General features: G+C 55.6%; 16 protein-coding genes and 1 pseudogene. 15 read left to right on the top strand and 2 right to left on the bottom strand.

All coding sequences use genetic code 11. The features are described from left to right. Positions 1 to 93: 93 nt before the first annotated feature. Complete coding sequence (gene mog, locus ACOTX1_RS09925; RefSeq protein WP_003856479.1) at positions 94 to 681, top strand: molybdopterin adenylyltransferase; 588 nt, start codon at positions 94 to 96, stop codon at positions 679 to 681. A gap of 122 nt (positions 682 to 803) precedes the next feature. Continuing rightward, positions 804 to 2,126: an MFS transporter gene (locus tag ACOTX1_RS09920; protein ID WP_421766823.1), complete on the top strand. Its 1,323-nt coding sequence runs from the start codon at positions 804 to 806 to the stop codon at positions 2,124 to 2,126. Here the strand turns inward: ACOTX1_RS09920 and satP are convergent. Next, positions 2,103 to 2,669 carry an acetate uptake transporter gene (gene satP / locus ACOTX1_RS09915; RefSeq protein WP_023315365.1) on the bottom strand — a complete coding sequence of 189 codons (567 nt, stop codon included), beginning with the start codon at positions 2,667 to 2,669 and terminating at the stop codon, positions 2,103 to 2,105. The genes ACOTX1_RS09920 and satP overlap by 24 nt on opposite strands. Positions 2,670 to 2,964: 295 nt before the next feature. Between satP and dnaK the strand changes: the two genes are divergently transcribed. The 4 genes from dnaK to nhaR all read left to right on the top strand — a co-directional run bounded on the left by dnaK (position 2,965) and on the right by nhaR (position 8,418). Beyond that, positions 2,965 to 4,878: a molecular chaperone DnaK gene (dnaK, locus tag ACOTX1_RS09910; RefSeq protein ID WP_003856470.1), complete on the top strand. Its 1,914-nt coding sequence runs from the start codon at positions 2,965 to 2,967 to the stop codon at positions 4,876 to 4,878. Positions 4,879 to 4,965: 87 nt separating this feature from the next. Continuing rightward, positions 4,966 to 6,111, top strand: a complete 1,146-nt coding sequence (dnaJ, locus tag ACOTX1_RS09905) for a molecular chaperone DnaJ (RefSeq protein ID WP_008502040.1) — start codon at positions 4,966 to 4,968, stop codon at positions 6,109 to 6,111. 173 nt (positions 6,112 to 6,284) lie between these two features. Continuing rightward, positions 6,285 to 7,460, top strand: a complete 1,176-nt coding sequence (gene nhaA / locus ACOTX1_RS09900) for a Na+/H+ antiporter NhaA (RefSeq protein ID WP_023315366.1) — start codon at positions 6,285 to 6,287, stop codon at positions 7,458 to 7,460. A 58-nt stretch (positions 7,461 to 7,518) separates the two neighbouring features. Continuing rightward, positions 7,519 to 8,418: a transcriptional activator NhaR gene (gene nhaR, locus ACOTX1_RS09895; RefSeq protein WP_003856462.1), complete on the top strand. Its 900-nt coding sequence runs from the start codon at positions 7,519 to 7,521 to the stop codon at positions 8,416 to 8,418. 58 nt (positions 8,419 to 8,476) lie between these two features. On the opposite strand, the gene rpsT is transcribed toward nhaR, so the two are convergent. After that, positions 8,477 to 8,740: a 30S ribosomal protein S20 gene (rpsT, locus tag ACOTX1_RS09890; protein ID WP_003856458.1), complete on the bottom strand. Its 264-nt coding sequence runs from the start codon at positions 8,738 to 8,740 to the stop codon at positions 8,477 to 8,479. Positions 8,741 to 8,855: 115 nt separating this feature from the next. On the opposite strand from rpsT, the pseudogene ACOTX1_RS09885 reads away from it, so the two are divergent. The 9 genes and pseudogenes from ACOTX1_RS09885 to carB form a co-directional block, all read left to right on the top strand. Beyond that, a pseudogene (locus ACOTX1_RS09885) lies at positions 8,856 to 9,061 on the top strand (DUF2575 domain-containing protein); the annotation flags it as partial. Between the two features lie 7 nt (positions 9,062 to 9,068). Continuing rightward, the gene (gene ribF, locus ACOTX1_RS09880) at positions 9,069 to 9,995 is read left to right on the top strand and encodes a bifunctional riboflavin kinase/FAD synthetase (protein ID WP_003856456.1); all 927 of its coding nucleotides are present in this window, start codon (positions 9,069 to 9,071) and stop codon (positions 9,993 to 9,995) included. A gap of 45 nt (positions 9,996 to 10,040) precedes the next feature. Next, positions 10,041 to 12,857 carry an isoleucine--tRNA ligase gene (ileS, locus tag ACOTX1_RS09875; protein WP_023315367.1) on the top strand — a complete coding sequence of 939 codons (2,817 nt, stop codon included), beginning with the start codon at positions 10,041 to 10,043 and terminating at the stop codon, positions 12,855 to 12,857. After that, positions 12,857 to 13,357 carry a signal peptidase II gene (gene lspA, locus ACOTX1_RS09870; RefSeq protein WP_003856452.1) on the top strand — a complete coding sequence of 167 codons (501 nt, stop codon included), beginning with the start codon at positions 12,857 to 12,859 and terminating at the stop codon, positions 13,355 to 13,357. The genes ileS and lspA overlap by 1 nt, the downstream gene beginning before the upstream one ends. Before the next feature lie 116 nt (positions 13,358 to 13,473). Continuing rightward, on the top strand, positions 13,474 to 13,923 hold the full coding sequence (gene fkpB / locus ACOTX1_RS09865) for an FKBP-type peptidyl-prolyl cis-trans isomerase (protein ID WP_003856450.1): 450 nt from the start codon (positions 13,474 to 13,476) through the stop codon (positions 13,921 to 13,923). 1 nt (position 13,924) lies between these two features. Beyond that, complete coding sequence (gene ispH, locus ACOTX1_RS09860) at positions 13,925 to 14,875, top strand: 4-hydroxy-3-methylbut-2-enyl diphosphate reductase (protein WP_003856448.1); 951 nt, start codon at positions 13,925 to 13,927, stop codon at positions 14,873 to 14,875. 205 nt (positions 14,876 to 15,080) lie between these two features. Beyond that, complete coding sequence (gene dapB, locus ACOTX1_RS09855) at positions 15,081 to 15,902, top strand: 4-hydroxy-tetrahydrodipicolinate reductase (RefSeq protein ID WP_023315368.1); 822 nt, start codon at positions 15,081 to 15,083, stop codon at positions 15,900 to 15,902. Between the two features lie 454 nt (positions 15,903 to 16,356). Then, positions 16,357 to 17,505 (top strand): glutamine-hydrolyzing carbamoyl-phosphate synthase small subunit, encoded by a 1,149-nt coding sequence (carA, locus tag ACOTX1_RS09850; protein ID WP_023315369.1) that lies wholly within the window; start codon positions 16,357 to 16,359, stop codon positions 17,503 to 17,505. A gap of 18 nt (positions 17,506 to 17,523) precedes the next feature. Beyond that, positions 17,524 to 20,748, top strand: coding sequence for a carbamoyl-phosphate synthase large subunit (gene carB, locus ACOTX1_RS09845; protein ID WP_023315370.1), 3,225 nt, complete (start codon positions 17,524 to 17,526; stop codon positions 20,746 to 20,748). Positions 20,749 to 20,773: the final 25 nt, after the last annotated feature.

Genomic DNA, 20,773 nt, shown 5'->3' with positions numbered 1-20,773 from the left:
GCTCCCGGTCACGCCTCTTTCCCCCGCCTCTGTCTGAATTTTCTCTCTGCGTGTATCATTCCCTTTAATCAGTACTTTTTGAATGGAATGGATATGAATACCTTACGCATCGGCTTAGTGTCGATCTCTGACCGCGCCTCCAGCGGTGTTTATCAGGATAAAGGCATCCCTGCTCTGGAAGCGTGGCTGGGCAGCGCGCTCACTACCCCGTTTGAGATCCAGACTCGCCTGATCCCGGATGAGCAGCCGATCATTGAGCAAACCCTGTGTGAGCTGGTGGATGAGATGAGCTGCCACCTTGTGCTGACGACGGGCGGCACCGGCCCCGCGCGCCGCGATGTGACACCGGACGCGACGCTGGCTATCGCCGATCGTGAAATGCCGGGCTTCGGTGAACAGATGCGCCAGATCAGTCTACACTTTGTCCCGACGGCCATTCTTTCCCGTCAGGTCGGGGTGATCCGCAAACAGGCGCTGATCCTGAACCTGCCGGGGCAGCCGAAGTCGATAAAAGAGACGCTGGAAGGGGTAAAAGCCGAGGACGGAAGCGTTATCGTCCACGGTATCTTTGCAAGTGTACCGTATTGTATACAACTGCTTGACGGTCCGTACGTGGAAACTGACGGCAACGTGGTAGCAGCATTTCGCCCTAAAAGCGCTCGCCGCGAAACAATCTCCTGAAAATGATTAAAATGTGACATAAGCGCCAGCCGCAGTAGCGTGTAAATGGATTTACGATATAGTAATTTTTTCTTTACGATTGCTGTAAAAAATAATCCACAACACATGCACAATGGTTCGCTATGTCACATAATACCCGACCTCTGAATCGACAGGACTACAAAACCCTCACGCTCGCTGCCCTGGGCGGCGCGCTGGAGTTTTACGATTTCATCATCTTTGTCTTCTTCGCCGCCGTTGTGGGGGCGCTGTTTTTCCCGGCGGATATACCGGAATGGCTGCGTCAGGTGCAAACCTTCGGCATTTTCGCTGCCGGGTATCTGGCGCGTCCGCTGGGCGGCATTGTCATGGCGCACTTTGGCGATCTGGTTGGGCGCAAGAAGATGTTTACCCTCAGCATCCTGCTTATGGCCGTGCCGACGCTGGCGATTGGCCTTTTGCCTACCTATGAGTCGATGGGCATTATCGCCCCGTTATTGCTGCTGCTGATGCGTATTCTCCAGGGCGCGGCCATCGGCGGGGAAGTGCCTGGCGCGTGGGTGTTTGTCGCTGAGCACGTCCCGGTGCGCCGCATCGGCATTGCGTGCGGAACGCTGACCGCGGGGCTGACGATCGGGATCCTGCTTGGCTCCGTAGTTGCAACCATCATCAATACCAGCATGACACAACAGGCCGTTCACGACTGGGGCTGGCGTATACCGTTCCTGCTGGGCGGGGCGTTTGGGCTGGTGGCAATGTACCTGCGACGCTGGTTGCAGGAGACGCCAATATTTCTGGAAATGCAGCAGCGGAAGGCGCTGGCGCAAGAACTGCCGGTGAAAACCGTAGTAGTGCGGCATAAAAAAGCGGTAGTCGTGTCGATGCTTCTGACCTGGCTGCTGTCTGCGGGTATCGTGGTGGTCATTTTGATGTCGCCGGTCTGGCTGCAAAAACAGTACGGTTTTGCGCCTGCCGTGACGTTACAGGCGAACAGTATCGCGACAATTATGCTCTGCTTTGGCTGTCTGGCCGCCGGGCTGGCGGCGGATCGTTTCGGCGCCAGCGTGACCTTTATTGTCGGCAGCCTGCTGCTGGCCGCGTCGAGCTGGGCATTCTATCATCTTGCGGGCACCCATCCTGAACAGCTGTTCCTGCTGTACGGTGTCGTCGGGCTGTGTGTGGGCGTCGTTGGCGCCGTACCGTACGTGATGGTCCGCGCCTTTCCGCCGGAGGTACGCTTCACCGGAATCTCTTTCTCTTATAACGTCTCGTATGCCATTTTCGGCGGGCTGACCCCGATTGTGGTGACGGTGTTGATGGGGCTGTCGCCCCTTGCACCTGCGTGGTACGTGCTGGCGTTATCGCTGATGGGGCTGGTATTGGGGATGTGGCTTCGCCAGTCAGAGGGACGTCGTGCCCGCTACGCGGGCACGACAGAGGGATCAGTGTTTTTCACCAATCGGTAGAATGGTGCGGTCGAACTGCTCGTTCAGCACTTCACCCATGGCCAGGTAGATTGCGCTTGCGCCGCAAACCAGACCGACCCAGCCGGCAACGTGAACGATGCCTTCGTTATCCGCCAGGTGACCGATGGCCAGCAGGGCGAACAGGACGGTCAGGCTCAGGAAGACGAATTGCAGCGCGCGGTTCGCCTCGAGGGTGCCAAAGAACATGAACAGGGTGAACACGCCCCACAGTCCCAGGTACACGCCCAGGAAATGGGCGTTTGCCGCCTCCGCCAGGCCCATTTTAGGCATCAGCAGAATCGCGACCAGAGTCAGCCAGAAAGAACCGTAAGAGGTAAAGGCGGTTAAGCCGAAGGTGTTGCCTTTCTTATATTCCAGCAGGCCCGCAAAGATTTGTGCGATACCGCCGTAAAAAATGCCCATCGCCAGGATAATGCCGTCCATCGGGAACATCCCGATATTGTGCAGGTTCAGCAGAATGGTGGTCATGCCAAAACCCATCAGGCCCAGCGGAGCCGGATTAGCCAACTTAGTGTTGCCCATAAGTCCTCAAAAAATCATCATTAATATGGTGAAATGGTTAAACCCGCGCCAGTTCTCCCTGACGGGGCGCGGCATCATAATGGGCGGCATCGACGCCGTCTATGATCTCATCGGGGTGAAATTAAAAAATTTTTTATCCTTCCCCCTTGATGGATGCCGTTGTGACCCCATCTTGTAAGCAACCGCAGTGTGTGGACCTGAAAAAAATCAAATCTGGGCAGTTGAAAAAGCACGTTCTGCCCTTATTACAGGTACACAACCACATGTTGACTGAATTTTTAGTGGAGACGTTTAGATGGGTAAAATTATTGGTATCGACCTGGGTACTACCAACTCTTGTGTAGCGATTATGGATGGCACTACTGCACGTGTGCTGGAGAACGCCGAGGGCGATCGCACCACGCCTTCTATCATTGCTTATACCCAGGATGGTGAAACTCTGGTTGGTCAGCCGGCTAAACGTCAGGCAGTGACAAACCCGCAAAACACCCTGTTTGCGATCAAACGCCTGATTGGCCGCCGCTTCCAGGACGAAGAAGTTCAGCGTGACGTTTCCATCATGCCTTACAAAATCATCGCAGCCGATAACGGCGATGCATGGCTTGATGTGAAAGGCACCAAAACTGCACCTCCGCAGATCTCTGCTGAAGTGCTGAAGAAAATGAAGAAAACTGCGGAAGATTACCTGGGTGAACCGGTAACTGAAGCTGTTATCACCGTACCTGCTTACTTCAACGATGCTCAGCGTCAGGCAACCAAAGATGCTGGCCGTATCGCAGGCCTGGAAGTAAAACGTATCATCAACGAACCAACCGCAGCAGCACTGGCTTACGGTCTGGATAAAGAAGTTGGCAACCGTACTATCGCGGTTTACGACCTGGGTGGTGGTACCTTCGATATTTCTATTATCGAAATCGACGATGTTGACGGCGAAAAAACCTTCGAAGTTCTGGCAACCAACGGTGATACCCACCTGGGTGGTGAAGACTTCGATACCCGTCTGATCAACTACCTCGTTGACGAGTTCAAGAAAGATCAGGGCATTGACCTGCGTAACGACCCGCTGGCTATGCAGCGCCTGAAAGAAGCCGCTGAGAAAGCGAAGATCGAGCTGTCTTCCGCTCAGCAGACCGACGTGAACCTGCCGTACATCACCGCAGACGCGACCGGTCCAAAACACATGAATATCAAAGTGACCCGTGCGAAACTGGAAAGCCTGGTAGAAGACCTCGTGAACCGTTCTATCGAGCCACTGAAAGTTGCATTGCAGGACGCTGGCCTGTCCGTGTCTGACATTCAGGACGTTATCCTGGTAGGTGGTCAGACTCGTATGCCAATGGTTCAGAAGAAAGTGGCTGAATTCTTTGGTAAAGAGCCACGTAAAGACGTGAACCCGGACGAAGCGGTTGCTATCGGTGCTGCGGTTCAGGGTGGTGTACTGACCGGTGAAGTGAAAGACGTACTGCTGCTGGACGTTACCCCGCTGTCTCTGGGTATCGAAACCATGGGTGGCGTGATGACCCCGCTCATCAACAAAAACACCACTATCCCGACGAAACACAGCCAGGTGTTCTCTACCGCTGAAGACAACCAGTCTGCGGTAACCATCCATGTGATTCAGGGTGAGCGTAAGCGCGCGGCGGATAACAAATCTCTGGGTCAGTTCAACCTGGACGGTATTAACCCGGCACCACGCGGCATGCCACAGATCGAAGTCACCTTCGACATCGATGCTGACGGTATCCTGCACGTGTCTGCGAAAGACAAAAACAGCGGTAAAGAGCAGAAGATTACCATCAAGGCATCTTCTGGCCTGAACGAAGCGGAAATCGAAAAAATGGTTCGTGATGCCGAAGCTAACGCGGAATCCGACCGTAAGTTTGAAGAGCTGGTTCAGACCCGTAACCAGGGTGACCATCTGCTGCACAGCACCCGTAAGCAGGTTGAAGAAGCGGGCGATAAACTGCCAGCGGAAGACAAAACTGCAATCGAAACTGCACTGAGCGCGCTGGAAACGTCTCTGAAAGGCGAAGACAAAGCGGACATCGAAGCGAAGATGCAGGAGCTGGCACAGGTTTCTCAGAAGCTGATGGAAATCGCTCAGCAGCAGCACGCACAGCAGCAGGCGGGCGCTGATGCTTCGGCGAACAACGCGAAAGACGACGATGTTGTCGACGCTGAGTTCGAAGAAGTGAAAGACAAAAAATAATCGCCCTGATGCAGGGTAAGTAATCGGCACGGGCGTAGGAGAATTCTCCACGCCCGTGCTCGCATGTTAAGGGGCTTAAAAAAACCAATGGCAAAGCAAGACTATTACGAGATTTTAGGCGTTCCGAAAACTGCGGAAGAGCGTGAAATCAAAAAGGCGTATAAGCGCCTGGCCATGAAATTCCACCCTGACCGTAATCAGGGTGACAAAGAGGCTGAAGCCAAATTTAAAGAGATTAAAGAAGCCTACGAAGTCCTGACCGATGCACAAAAACGTGCGGCCTATGATCAATATGGTCACGCGGCCTTTGAACAGGGCGGCATGGGCGGCGGTGGATTTGGTGGCGGCGGCTTCGGCGGCGGCGCTGATTTCAGCGATATCTTTGGTGATGTATTTGGCGATATCTTCGGTGGCGGGCGTGGCCGTCAGCGCGCGGCGCGCGGCGCAGACCTGCGCTACAACATGGACCTGACGCTGGAAGAAGCGGTTCGCGGCGTCACCAAAGAGATCCGTATTCCGACGCTGGAAGAGTGTGACGTTTGCCACGGCAGCGGTGCGAAAGCGGGGACTCAGCCACAGACCTGCCCAACCTGTCACGGTTCCGGTCAGGTGCAGATGCGCCAGGGCTTCTTCGCGGTGCAGCAGGCCTGTCCGCACTGTCATGGTCGCGGTACGCTGATTAAAGATCCGTGCACCAAATGTCATGGTCACGGTCGCGTGGAGAAAACCAAAACGCTGTCCGTTAAGATCCCGGCAGGCGTCGATACGGGCGACCGCATCCGTCTGGCAGGTGAGGGTGAAGCCGGCGAGCACGGCGCACCGGCAGGCGATCTGTACGTTCAGGTTCAGGTGAAGCAGCACGCCATCTTCGAGCGTGAAGGTAACAACCTGTACTGTGAAGTGCCGATCAACTTTGCGATGGCGGCGCTGGGCGGCGAAATCGAAGTGCCGACGCTGGACGGTCGCGTTAACCTGAAAATCCCTGGCGAAACCCAGACCGGGAAACTGTTCCGCATGCGCGGCAAAGGCGTTAAATCCGTTCGCGGTGGCGCGCAGGGTGACCTGTTATGCCGCGTGGTCGTGGAAACGCCGGTCGGCCTGAACGATAAGCAGAAACAGCTGCTGAAAGAGCTTCAGGAAAGCTTTGGCGGCCCGACAGGTGAGAAAAACAGCCCGCGCTCCAAAAGCTTCTTCGATGGCGTCAAAAAATTCTTCGACGATTTAACCCGCTAACCCGCCAGCTGGTTACTATCATTTAAAGCCCGGAAGCGATTCCGGGCTTTTTGCTTTATAGCGTTATACCTCGGTTAAACTGAATCTATAACCAATATTAATCTGTTTTTACCGATCTGTTTGCGCTGATATTATGGTTTTACCGAGGTATTGTTGTAAAAGAGAGTTTAAACGTGAAATTACTACACCGTTTCTTTAGCAGTGAGGCATCCGGCGGCGTCATCCTGATTATTGCTGCTGCGGCCGCCATGCTGCTCGCCAATATGGGCATGACACGCGATCTCTATCACGCATTTCTGGAAACGCCCGTCGAGCTGAAGGTCGGGGCGCTGGAAATTAATAAGAACATGCTGCTGTGGATCAACGATGCGCTGATGGCGGTGTTCTTCCTGCTGGTGGGCCTGGAAGTTAAACGTGAGCTGGTGAGCGGTTCGCTTGCCAGCCGTCAGCGTGCGGCGTTTCCGGTGATCGCGGCGATTGGCGGGATGATCGTTCCGGCGTTGCTCTTTCTCGCATTTGCGTGGCAGGATCCGGTTGCTCGTGACGGCTGGGCGATCCCGGCCGCAACGGATATCGCGTTTGCGCTCGGGGTCCTAGCATTGCTCGGTAGCCGCGTCCCGGTAGCACTGAAAATTTTCCTGATGGCGCTGGCGATTATCGATGATCTTGGCGCTATTGTGATTATCGCGCTGTTCTACACCAGCGATCTGTCCGTTCTGTCGCTGAGCGTGGCGGCCGTGGCTATTGCGGTGCTGGCGTTGCTGAACGTCTTCAACGTTCGACGCACGGGGATTTATATTCTGGTGGGGATGGTGCTGTGGACGGCGGTGCTGAAGTCTGGCGTGCATGCCACGCTGGCGGGCGTCATCGTTGGCTTCTTTATTCCGCTGAAGGAACAGGACGGCAAATCGCCTGCCAGACAGCTGGAGCATGTGCTTCATCCGTGGGTGGGTTTTATGATCCTGCCGCTGTTTGCGTTTGCCAACGCGGGTGTTTCCCTGGCCGGGGTTACCCTGGACGGACTCACCTCTGTGCTGCCGCTGGGTATCATCGCCGGTCTGTTTATTGGTAAGCCGCTGGGCATCAGCCTGTTCTGCTGGCTGGCGCTGAAGCTGAAGCTGGCGTCATTGCCAAACGGAACCACCTTTAGCCAGATTATGGCCGTTGGCGTGCTGTGCGGTATTGGATTCACCATGTCGATCTTTATCTCGACGCTGGCGTTTGGCGCAAGCGCGCCTGAGCTTATCGTCTGGGCGAAACTCGGCATTCTTATCGGGTCGTTCCTGGCCGCGGTTATGGGTTACACCTTGTTGAAGGTGAAGTTGTCCGGACAGGCTGTCCAGACATAACAGGAAACCGGGAGAAGGGAAGCCTTCTCCCGATAAACTATCAGGGAGTGAAAACGTGATGTCTCATTTGAACTATAACCATCTCTATTACTTCTGGCATGTCTACAAGCAGGGCTCGGTCGTGGGTGCCGCAGAGGCGCTCTACCTGACGCCACAGACTATCACCGGGCAAATCAAAGCCCTGGAAGAGCGCTTGCAGGGAAAGCTTTTTAAGCGGAAAGGGCGTGGCATTGAGCCGAGCGAGCTGGGTGAACTGGTATTCCGCTATGCGGACAAGATGTTCACCCTGAGCCAGGAGATGCTGGATATCGTTAACTATCGCAAAGAGTCGAACCTGCTCTTTGACGTGGGCGTGGCGGATGCGTTGTCCAAACGGCTGGTAAGCGGTGTGCTGGATGCGGCGGTGGTGGAAGATGAACAGATACATTTACGCTGCTTTGAGTCCACTCACGAGATGCTGCTGGAACAGCTGAGCCAGCATAAGCTGGATATGATTATTTCGGATTGTCCTATCGATTCCACGCAGCAGGAAGGCTTGTTCTCGGTGAAAATTGGCGAATGCGGTGTCAGTTTCTGGTGCATCAATCCACCGCCGGAAAAACCGTTTCCGGCTTGCCTGGAAGAGCGCCGCTTGCTGGTTCCGGGGAGGCGGTCCATGCTCGGACGTAAGCTGCTGAACTGGTTTAACTCGCAGGGGCTAAACGTAGAAATTCTCGGTGAGTTCGACGATGCGGCGCTGATGAAAGCCTTTGGCGAGGCGCACAACGCTATCTTCGTTGCCCCGACGCTGTATGCGCACGATCTCTATTCAGACGACAAGATTACCGAGATTGGCAGGGTGGATAACGTGATGGAAGAGTATCACGCCATATTCGCCGAAAGGATGATTCAGCATCCGGCGGTGCAGCGAATCTGCAACCGGGACTACTCGGCGCTGTTTACGCCGCCGGCAATCTGAAGGCATAAAAAAACCCGCGTTAAGCGGGTTCTTTCAAACAAGCAACAACATGTGGCGATTAAGCCAGTTTGTTGATCTGCGCGGTCAGGTTTGCTTTATGACGCGCTGCTTTGTTTTTGTGGATCAGACCTTTAGCAGCCTGACGATCCACGATTGGTTGCATTTCGTTAAATGCGTTCTGCGCTGCAGCTTTGTCGCCAGCTTCGATTGCTGCGTATACTTTCTTGATGAAAGTACGCATCATAGAGCGACGGCTTGCATTGTGCTTACGAGCCTTTTCAGACTGAACGGCACGTTTCTTAGCTGATTTGATATTAGCCAAGGTCCAACTCCCAAATATGATCTATGTGGACAATTCAAAGGCCGAGGAATATGCCCTCTATACCTTCTTTTGTCAATGGATTTGTGCAAATAAGCGCCGTTAATGTGGCGACGCTACGTTACGTAGTGATGGCGCAGGATTCTACCAGCTTGTCGTTCGTGAATACAGCTTTTCGGCGTAAAAATCGCAGTTGGCGGGCAGATTTTTTTGCTGTGAAAGGTCAGCGTGATGAAATCATACGGCTTTCTGTTTAGCGTGAACAATCGCCGGTTAACCTTAACCGCTGTACAAGGTATACTTTGGCGATTTTCACTGTTTTGAGCCAGTCATGAAGCTGATACGCGGCATACATAATCTCAGTCAAGCCCCGCACGGGTGCGTGCTGACCATTGGTAATTTCGACGGCGTGCATCGTGGGCATCAGGCGCTGTTGCAGGGATTGCGTAAAGAAGGCGAGGCGCGAGGCCTGCCCGTCGTGGTGATGATTTTCGAGCCTCAGCCGCTGGAGCTGTTTGCAGGCGAGAAATCCCCCGCGCGGCTGACGCGTCTGCGTGAGAAGTTACGCTACCTGGCGGAGTCAGGGGTGGACTACGTCCTGTGTGTACGGTTCGACCGTCGTTTTGCCGCGCTGACCGCACAAAATTTTGTCAGCGACCTGTTGGTCAGGCAGCTTGGCGTGCAGTTTCTCGCCGTGGGCGATGATTTCCGCTTTGGCGCTGGTCGTCAGGGCGATTTCTTGTTATTACAGAAGGCTGGCCTGGAGTACGGGTTTGACGTCACCAGTACAATGACCTTCTGCGAGGGCGGCGTGCGCGTCAGCAGCACGGCGGTACGTCAGGCGCTGGCGAACGATGAACTGGACACGGCAGAAACGCTGCTGGGTCACCCGTTCACGATTTCAGGTCGCGTGGTCCATGGCGATGCGCTGGGCCGCACGATAGGTTTCCCGACGGCGAATATACCGCTGCGTCGTCAGGTCTCCCCGGTTAAAGGGGTCTATGCGGTGGAAGTGGCAGGACTGGGCGAGAAGCCTTTCTACGGCGTCGCCAACATTGGCACACGTCCAACGGTTGCCGGTGTGCGTCAACAGTTAGAAGTACACCTGCTGGACGTTGTAATGGACCTGTATGGTCGCCATATAGATGTGATACTGCGTAAAAAAATACGCAATGAACAGCGATTCGCTTCGCTGGATGAACTTAAGGCGCAAATCGCGCGAGATGAATTAACGGCCCGCGAGTTTTTTGGGCTTTAGAACCGGCTTAACTGCCTACGTGATAAATACGGAACCGAGAATCTGATGAGTGACTATAAATCAACCCTGAATTTGCCGGAAACAGGGTTCCCGATGCGCGGCGATCTCGCCAAGCGTGAACCGGGAATGCTGGCGCGTTGGACCGATGATGACCTGTACGGCATCATTCGTGCAGCCAAAAAAGGCAAAAAAACCTTCATTCTGCATGATGGCCCTCCATATGCGAATGGCAGCATTCATATTGGTCACTCTGTAAACAAGATTCTGAAAGACATTATCGTGAAGTCCAAAGGACTCGCGGGATATGACTCGCCTTACGTTCCGGGCTGGGACTGCCATGGTCTGCCAATCGAGCTGAAAGTGGAGCAAGAGTACGGTAAGCCGGGTGAGAAGTTCACCGCCGCAGAATTCCGCGCGAAGTGCCGCGAATACGCTGCCACCCAGGTTGACGGTCAGCGCGCTGACTTTATCCGTCTGGGCGTGCTGGGCGACTGGTCGCATCCGTACCTGACCATGGATTTCAAAACCGAAGCCAACATCATCCGTGCGCTGGGTAAAATCATCGGTAACGGTCACCTGCACAAAGGCGCGAAGCCGGTGCACTGGTGCGTGGACTGCCGTTCTGCGCTGGCAGAAGCGGAAGTAGAGTATTACGACAAAACCTCGCCTTCTATCGACGTGGCGTTCGAAGCGGTCGATCAGGATGCGATCAAAGCTAAATTTGGTCTGCCTGGGGTAAGCGGTCCAGTCTCGCTGGTTATCTGGACAACCACCCCGTGGACGCTGCCTGCTAACCGCGCGATCTCCCTCTCTGGCGAGTTTGAGTATGCGCTGGTGCAGATTGATGACCGTGCGGTTATCCTGGCGAAAGACCTGGTCGAAAGTGTACTGAAACGCGCGAACATCACCGATTACACCGTGCTGGGCACCGTAAAAGGCGACGCGCTGGAACTGATGCGCTTCAAACACCCGTTCCTGGACTTCGACGTTCCGGCGATTCTGGGCGACCACGTAACGCTGGACGCGGGTACCGGTGCGGTACATACCGCCGGTGGCCACGGCCCTGACGACTACAACATCAGCCTGAAGTACGGTCTGGAAATCGCCAACCCGGTTGGGCCGGACGGCTCTTACCTGCCTGGCACCTACCCGGCGCTGGACGGCATCAACGTCTTCAAAGCGAACGACATTATTGTCGACATGCTGCGCACCAGCGGCGCGCTGCTGCACGTTGAAAAAATGCAGCACAGCTATCCGTGCTGCTGGCGTCACAAGACGCCAATCATCTTCCGTGCGACCCCGCAGTGGTTCGTCAGCATGGATCAGAAGGGCCTGCGCGAGCAGTCTCTGAAAGAGATCAAAGGCGTGCAGTGGATCCCGGACTGGGGCCAGGCGCGTATCGAATCCATGGTGGCTAACCGTCCTGACTGGTGTATCTCCCGTCAGCGCACCTGGGGCGTGCCGATGTCGCTGTTCGTGCACAAAGAGACGCAGGAACTGCATCCGAACACCCTGGAACTGATGGAAGAAGTGGCGAAACGCGTTGAAGTTGACGGCATTCAGGCGTGGTGGGATCTCGACGCCCGCGACATCCTGGGCGCGGACGCGGACAACTACGAGAAAGTGCCGGATACCCTGGACGTGTGGTTCGACTCCGGTTCAACCCATGCCTCTGTGGTTGACGTGCGCCCTGAGTTCGCCGGTCACGCTGCCGACATGTATCTCGAAGGCTCCGACCAACACCGCGGCTGGTTCATGTCATCCCTGATGATCTCCACCGCCATGAAGGGCAAAGCACCTTACCGTCAGGTACTGACTCACGGCTTCACCGTGGATGGTCAGGGCCGTAAGATGTCCAAGTCCATCGGTAACACCGTTTCGCCGCAGGACGTAATGAACAAGCTGGGCGCGGACATCCTGCGTCTGTGGGTAGCCTCTACCGACTACACCGGCGAAATGGCGGTGTCTGACGAGATCCTGAAGCGTGCTGCCGACAGCTATCGTCGTATCCGTAACACCGCGCGCTTCCTGCTGGCGAACCTGAACGGGTTCGATCCGGTAAAAGATATGGTGAAGCCAGAAGAGATGGTCGTGCTCGATCGCTGGGCGGTAGGCTGCGCGAAAGCGGCGCAGGAAGATATCCTGAAAGCGTATGAGTCTTACGATTTCCACGAAGTGGTGCAGCGCCTGATGCGCTTCTGCTCCATCGAGATGGGCTCGTTCTACCTCGACATCATTAAAGACCGTCAGTACACCGCGAAAGCGGACAGCGTGGCGCGCCGCAGCTGTCAGTCTGCGCTGTACCACATCGCAGAAGCGCTGGTGCGCTGGATGGCGCCGATCATGTCCTTCACCGCGGATGAAATCTGGGGTTACCTGCCGGGCGACCGTGAGAAGTATGTCTTCACCGGCGAGTGGTATGAAGGTCTGTTCGATCTCTCCAGCACTGAAGCAATGAACGATGCCTATTGGGACGAGCTGCTGAAAGTGCGTGGCGAAGTGAACAAGGTTATCGAGCAGGCGCGCGCTGACAAGAAAGTCGGTGGCTCTCTGGAAGCGACGGTGACCCTGTACGCGGAGCCTGAGCTGGCCGCGAAGCTGACCGCGCTGGGCGATGAATTACGATTTGTCCTGTTGACCTCCGGTGCGAAAGTCGCGGATTATGCCGAGGCGTCTGCTGATGCTCAGCAGAGCGAACTGCTCAAAGGACTGAAGGTCGCACTGAGCAAAGCCGACGGTGAGAAATGCCCGCGTTGCTGGCATTACACTACCGATGTCGGTCAGGTGGCGGAACACGCAGACATCTGCGGACGCTGTGTAAGCAACGTCGCCGGTGACGGCGAAAAACGTAAGTTTGCCTGATGAGTAAAACTCTCTGTTCAACAGGACTGCGCTGGCTGTGGCTGGTGGTGGTGGTGCTGATTATTGATTTGGGCAGCAAGTTCCTGATCCTCCAGAATTTCGCTCTGGGGGATACGGTCCCGCTGTTTCCGTCGCTTAACCTGCACTACGCCCGCAACTACGGTGCGGCGTTTAGTTTCCTTGCCGACAGCGGTGGCTGGCAGCGCTGGTTCTTCGCGGGTATCGCTATCGGTATCTGCGTCGTGCTGGCGGTGCTGATGTACCGCTCGAAGGCCACGCAAAAGCTGAATAACATCGCCTACGCGCTGATCATTGGCGGCGCGCTGGGTAACCTGTTTGACCGCCTGTGGCACGGCTTTGTGGTCGATATGATCGACTTCTACGTCGGCGACTGGCACTTCGCGACCTTTAACCTCGCCGATAGCGCAATATGCGTTGGTGCGGCGTTAATCGTGCTGGAAGGCTTCTTGCCTAAACCGGCAGCGAAAGAGCAGGCGTAACAAAACCAGCCGGGTGACGCGTAGCGATCCCGGCCTACAGAATTTGTGGCCCCCGTAGGCCCGGTAAGCGTAGCGCCACCGGGCAACAGGTGACCCAAAACAAGCGAGCAATTTGCATGTCTAAATCCGTACAGAGCAACAGCGCGGTTCTCGTTCACTTTACGCTGAAGCTGGATGACGGCTCTACGGCCGAATCCACCCGCAACAACGGCAAACCAGCCCTGTTTCGTCTTGGCGATACCTCCCTGTCTGAAGGTCTTGAGCAGCAGCTTCTCGGTCTGAAAGAGGGTGAGAAAAAAGCCTTTTCGCTGGAGCCGGATGCCGCGTTTGGCGTGCCAAGCCCGGATCTGATCCAGTACTTCTCCCGTCGTGAGTTTATGGACGCGGGTGAACCGGAGATCGGGGCAATTATGCTCTTTACCGCTATGGACGGCAGCGAAATGCCTGGCGTGATCCGCGAAATCAACGGCGACTCGATTACCGTTGACTTCAACCATCCGCTTGCCGGGCGCACTGTCCATTTTGATGTAGAAGTGCTGGAGATCGATCCGGCACTGGAGGCCTGAAATGCAGATCCTGTTGGCTAACCCGCGCGGTTTTTGCGCCGGTGTAGACCGCGCTATCAGCATTGTTGAAAACGCGCTGGAGATTTACGGCGCGCCGATTTACGTGCGTCACGAAGTGGTGCACAACCGCTACGTGGTCGACAGCCTGCGCGAGCGCGGTGCGATTTTTATCGAGCAGATTAGCGAAGTGCCGGACGGCGCAATTCTCATCTTCTCCGCGCACGGCGTCTCGCAGGCGGTACGCAACGAGGCGAAAAACCGCGATCTGACCGTATTCGATGCCACCTGTCCGTTAGTGACTAAGGTGCATATGGAAGTGGCGCGCGCCAGCCGTCGAGGTGAAGAGTCAATTCTGATTGGTCACGCCGGTCACCCGGAAGTGGAAGGCACCATGGGCCAGTACAGCAACCCGGAAGGGGGCATGTATCTGGTTGAGTCACCGGAAGACGTCTTTACGCTGAATGTGAAAAACGAAGCCCGACTGTCGTTCATGACCCAGACGACGCTTTCCGTGGACGACACCTCAGACGTGATTGACGCCCTGCGCCAGCGCTTCCCGAAAATCGTCGGGCCGCGCAAAGATGATATCTGCTACGCAACCACCAACCGTCAGGAAGCCGTGCGCGCGCTGGCTGAACAGGCGGACGTGGTGCTGGTGGTCGGCTCGAAAAACTCCTCTAACTCTAACCGTCTGGCCGAACTGGCGCAGCGTATGGGGAAAGCGGCGTTTTTAATCGACGACGCAACGGACATTCAGGAAGCGTGGGTGAAAAACGCGGTCTGCGTCGGTGTTACCGCAGGCGCTTCAGCGCCGGATATTCTGGTGCAGAACGTCATTGCCCGCTTGCAAGAGCTGGGCGGTGGCGAAGCGGTGCCGCTGGAAGGCCGCGAAGAGAACATTGTCTTTGAAGTGCCGAAAGAGTTGCGTATTGACGCGCGAGAAGTGGAATAGTTCTTTATCTGATGAAAGGCCAGCACCTCCTGTGCTGGCCTTTTTTTTGCCCCAAACTTTATCGTGACGACAAAATCATGTCTTTTACTGATATTTAAGTCGGTTTCACGTTAAATTCTAATTATCGGTGTTTTCAGTTGGCAGGCTTTGCCAAGGCTGGTTAATCTGAAAACGGTTTACATCATTTTAACGTAAGAGAATAACTATGCATGATGCACAGATCCGCGTTGCTATTGCGGGCGCGGGTGGACGTATGGGTCGCCAGCTGATTCAGGCGGCACTACAGATGGATGGCGTGGCACTCGGCGCGGCGCTGGAGCGTGAGGGTTCATCCCTGCTGGGAGCCGATGCAGGCGAACTGGCGGGCGCGGGCAAGACAGGCGTAACCGTACAGAGCAGCCTTGAGGCAGTGAAAGAAGACTTTGATGTGTTCATCGACTTTACCCGTCCGGAAGGCACGCTGGCTCATCTGGCGTTTTGCCGTCAGCACGGTAAAGGGATGGTGATTGGTACCACTGGTTTCGATGATGCCGGTAAACAGGCCATTCAGGACGCAGCCACCGACATTGCGATTGTCTTCGCTGCGAACTTTAGCGTCGGCGTTAACGTCATGCTGAAACTGCTGGAAAAGGCAGCGAAGGTAATGGGCAATTATACCGACATTGAGATTGTTGAAGCACACCACCGCTATAAAGTTGATGCTCCATCAGGCACGGCGCTGGCGATGGGCGAAGCGATTGCTCATGCACTTGATAAAGATTTAAAAGAGTGCGCGGTCTATACCCGTGAAGGACATACCGGCGAACGCGTGCCCGGGACAATTGGTTTCGCAACCGTTCGTGCAGGCGATATCGTCGGTGAACATACGGCGATGTTCGCCGATATTGGCGAACGTGTTGAGATTACCCACAAAGCGTCAAGCCGCATGACGTTTGCGAATGGTGCAGTTCGCGCCGCTTTGTGGATTAACGCGAAGGAAAAGGGTCTTTTTGATATGCGAGATGTGCTTGATCTCAATAATTTGTAAGCGATATTACCCATCGTGATGTGGTTATTGCAGTCGTAATTACTTGATTGCATGGGGCAATAATTTATTGCCCTCTTATTTTATCCGTTTTAGATTAAAAATAACGCTTAGGCGGTATAAAGCTTATTGATATGCCATTTTTCTGTGAAATATATGTAAATTTTGACCATATGGTCCACTTTTTGTCATCCACCTCCCTAAAATTCTAACAAACCTGCCGCGCAAGCGTTTTCCGGAATGATTTACCTGATCTTTTTGCCCATTAAATCCCATTCCAGATGCCAGGCTTGCAAAAGAATAAACAAAACTCCCGTTTTAAGTTGACTTTTACATGGCAAATCCCCAGAATGCCGCCGTTTGCCAAAAATCCGCTGGCAACACATTTGCATTGATCCATGACATGGTTATGAATTAATATGCAAATAAAGTGAGTGAATATTCTCTGGAGGGTGTTTTGATTAAGTCAGCGCTATTGGTTCTGGAAGACGGAACCCAGTTTATCGGTCGGGCCATAGGGGCAACGGGTTCGGCGGTTGGGGAAGTCGTTTTCAATACTTCAATGACCGGTTATCAAGAAATCCTCACTGATCCTTCCTATTCTCGCCAAATCGTTACTCTTACTTATCCTCATATCGGCAATGTCGGCACCAATGCGGCTGACGAAGAATCCTCTCAGGTACATGCGCAAGGCCTGGTCATTCGCGACCTGCCGCTGATTGCCAGCAACTTCCGCAACACCGAAGACCTCTCTTCTTACCTGAAGCGCCATAACATTGTGGCGATTGCCGATATCGATACCCGTAAGCTGACGCGTCTGCTGCGCGAGAAGGGCGCACAAAACGGTTGTATCATCGCAGGGGATAACCTCGATGCGACGCTGGCGCTGGAAAAAGCGAAAGCCTTCCCGGGTCTGAACGGTATGGACCTGGCGAAAGAAGTGACCACGGCGGAAGCCTACAGCTGGACGCAGGGTAGCTGGACGCTGGAAGGCGACCTGCCGGAAGCGAAACCGGAAAGCGAGCTGCCGTTCCACGTGGTGGCCTACGATTTTGGCGCCAAGCGCAACATCCTGCGTATGCTGGTTGACCGTGGCTGCCGCCTGACGGTCGTCCCGGCACAAACGTCTGCGGAAGATGTTCTGAAGATGAACCCGGACGGCATCTTCCTCTCTAACGGCCCTGGCGACCCGGCGCCGTGCGATTATGCCATCGCTGCCATCAAGTCCTTCCTGGAAACCGATATCCCGGTATTCGGCATCTGCCTCGGCCATCAGCTGCTGGCGCTGGCGAGCGGTGCGAACACCGTCAAGATGAAGTTCGGCCACCACGGTGGTAACCACCCGGTGAAAGATATCGATAACAACACGGTGATGATCACCGCACAAAACCACGGCTTCGCCGTCGATGAAGCGACGATGCCGGCTAACCTGCGCGTGACCCATAAGTCGCTGTTCGATGGTACCTTGCAGGGTATCCATCGTACCGATAAGCCAGCGTTCAGCTTCCAGGGCCACCCGGAAGCGAGCCCGGGCCCGCACGACGCCGCGCCGCTGTTCGATCACTTCATCGAACTTATTGAGCAATACCGTAAGATCGCTAAATAATCAGGAGCTGAGAAGACCATGCCAAAACGTACAGACATAAAAAGCATCCTGATCCTTGGCGCTGGCCCGATTGTCATCGGCCAGGCCTGTGAATTTGACTACTCTGGCGCGCAGGCGTGTAAAGCCCTGCGTGAAGAGGGTTACCGCGTCATTCTGGTGAACTCTAACCCGGCCACCATCATGACCGACCCGGAAATGGCGGATGCGACCTACATCGAGCCAATTCACTGGGAAGTGGTACGCAAAATTATCGAGAAAGAGCGTCCGGACGCGGTGCTGCCGACCATGGGCGGCCAGACGGCGCTGAACTGTGCGCTGGAGCTGGAGCGTCAGGGCGTGCTGGAAGAGTTCGGCGTGACCATGATCGGTGCGACCGCCGACGCGATTGATAAAGCAGAAGACCGTCGCCGCTTCGACGTGGCAATGAAAAAAATTGGCCTTGATACCGCGCGTTCCGGTATCGCGCACAATATGGAAGAAGCGCTGGCCGTTGCGGCTGAAGTGGGCTATCCGTGCATCATCCGTCCATCGTTCACCATGGGCGGCACCGGCGGCGGCATTGCCTACAACCGCGAAGAGTTTGAAGAGATTTGTGAGCGCGGCCTGGATCTCTCCCCAACCAAAGAGCTGCTGATTGATGAATCGCTGATTGGCTGGAAAGAGTACGAGATGGAAGTGGTGCGTGATAAAAACGACAACTGCATCATCGTCTGCTCCATCGAAAACTTCGACGCGATGGGGATCCACACCGGCGACTCTATCACCGTTGCGCCAGCTCAGACGCTGACCGACAAAGAGTACCAAATCATGCGTAACGCCTCGATGGCGGTACTGCGTGAAATCGGCGTGGAAACCGGCGGTTCTAACGTGCAGTTCTCCGTGAATCCGAAAACCGGCCGTCTGATTGTTATCGAAATGAACCCGCGCGTGTCCCGTTCCTCCGCGCTGGCCTCTAAAGCGACCGGCTTCCCGATTGCGAAAGTGGCGGCGAAACTGGCGGTGGGTTATACCCTCGACGAGCTGATGAACGACATCACCGGTGGCCGCACCCCTGCGTCCTTCGAGCCGTCCATCGACTACGTTGTGACTAAAATTCCACGCTTCAACTTCGAGAAATTTGCCGGCGCCAACGACCGCCTGACCACCCAGATGAAATCCGTCGGTGAAGTGATGGCGATTGGCCGCACGCAGCAGGAATCCCTGCAGAAAGCGCTGCGCGGCCTCGAAGTGGGCGCGACCGGCTTTGACCCGAAAGTGAGCCTGGACGACCCTGAAGCGCTGACCAAAATCCGCCGCGAGCTGAAAGACGCGGGTGCGGAGCGCATCTGGTACATCGCCGACGCCTTCCGTGCCGGCCTGTCCGTCGACGGCGTGTTCAACCTGACCAACATCGACCGCTGGTTCCTGGTACAGATTGAAGAGCTGGTGCGTCTGGAAGAGAAAGTGGCTGAGCTGGGCATCAACGGCCTGGACGCAGACTTCCTGCGCATGCTGAAGCGTAAAGGCTTCGCCGACGCGCGTCTGGCTAAGCTGGCGGGCGTGCGCGAAGCGGAGATCCGCAAGCTGCGCGACCAGTATGACCTGCACCCGGTTTACAAGCGCGTCGACACCTGTGCGGCAGAGTTTTCTACCGACACCGCGTACATGTACTCCACCTATGAAGACGAGTGCGAAGCGAATCCGTCAGTTGACCGCGACAAGATTATGGTGCTGGGCGGCGGTCCAAACCGTATCGGCCAGGGCATCGAGTTCGACTACTGCTGCGTACACGCCTCGCTGGCGCTGCGTGAAGACGGTTACGAGACCATCATGGTCAACTGTAACCCGGAAACCGTCTCCACCGACTACGACACCTCTGACCGCCTCTACTTCGAGCCGGTGACGCTGGAAGATGTGCTGGAAATCGTGCGCATCGAGAAGCCAAAAGGCGTGATCGTGCAGTACGGCGGCCAGACTCCGCTGAAGCTGGCGCGCGCGCTGGAAGCTGCAGGTGTACCGGTTATCGGCACCAGCCCGGATGCGATTGACCGTGCGGAAGACCGCGAGCGTTTCCAGCAGGCGGTTGACCGTCTCAAGCTGAAACAGCCGGCGAACGCCACCGTGACCGCGATTGAAATGGCCGTTGAGAAAGCGAAAGAGATCGGCTACCCGCTGGTGGTGCGTCCATCCTACGTACTGGGCGGCCGCGCGATGGAAATCGTCTACGACGAAGCGGACCTGCGTCGCTACTTCCAGACGGCGGTGAGCGTTTCCAACGATGCGCCAGTGCTGCTCGACCGCTTCCTCGACGACGCGGTTGAAGTCGACGTGGATGCCATCTGCGACGGCGAAATGGTGCTGATTGGCGGCATCATGGAGCACATCGAGCAGGCGGGCGTGCACTCGGGTGACTCCGCCTGTTCTCTGCCAGCGTACACCCTGAGCCAGGAGATTCAGGACGTGATGCGCCAGCAGGTGCAGAAGCTGGCCTTCGAGCTTCAGGTTCGCGGCCTGATGAACGTTCAGTTCGCGGTAAAAGACAACGAAGTCTATCTGATTGAAGTCAACCCGCGTGCGGCGCGTACCGTACCGTTTGTCTCTAAAGCGACCGGTATTCCGCTGGCGAAAGTGGCGGCGCGCGTGATGGCTGGCCAGACGCTGGCTCAGCAGGGCGTCACGAAAGAAATCATCCCGCCGTACTACTCGGTGAAAGAGGTAGTGCTGCCGTTCAACAAATTCCCGGGCGTTGACCCGCTGTTAGGGCCAGAGATGCGCTCTACCGGGGAAGTAATGGGCGTGGGCCGCACCTTCGCAGAAGCGTTTGCGAAAGCGCAGCTGGGCAGTAGCTCCACCATGAGAAAATCTGGCCGTGCGCTGCTCTCCGTTCGCGAAGGCGATAAAGAGCGCGTGGTTGACCTGGCCGCCAAGCTGCTGAAACAGGGCTTCGAGCTGGACGCCACTCACGGTACGGCGATTGTGTTGGGTGAAGCGGGTATCAACCCGCGTCTGGTGAACAAAGTGCATGAAGGTCGTCCGCACATTCAGGATCGTATCAAGAATGGCGAATATACCTACATCATCAACACCACCGCAGGACGCCAGGCGATTGAAGACTCCAAGCTGATTCGCCGCAGCGCGCTGCAATACAAAGTGCACTACGACACCACCCTGAACGGCGGTTTCGCAACAGCGATGGCGCTGAATGCGGATGCCACCGAGAAGGTGATTTCGGTGCAGGAAATGCACGCGCAGATTAGCAAGTAACCCCCCTTGCCCGGTACCGTTCGGT

It is taken from the genome of Enterobacter cloacae complex sp. IR5401 (genome assembly GCF_049238425.1).
Classification (GTDB): Bacteria; Pseudomonadota; Gammaproteobacteria; order Enterobacterales; family Enterobacteriaceae; genus Enterobacter; species Enterobacter hormaechei_C.
This window is presented reverse-complemented; position numbering and strand designations above follow the sequence as displayed.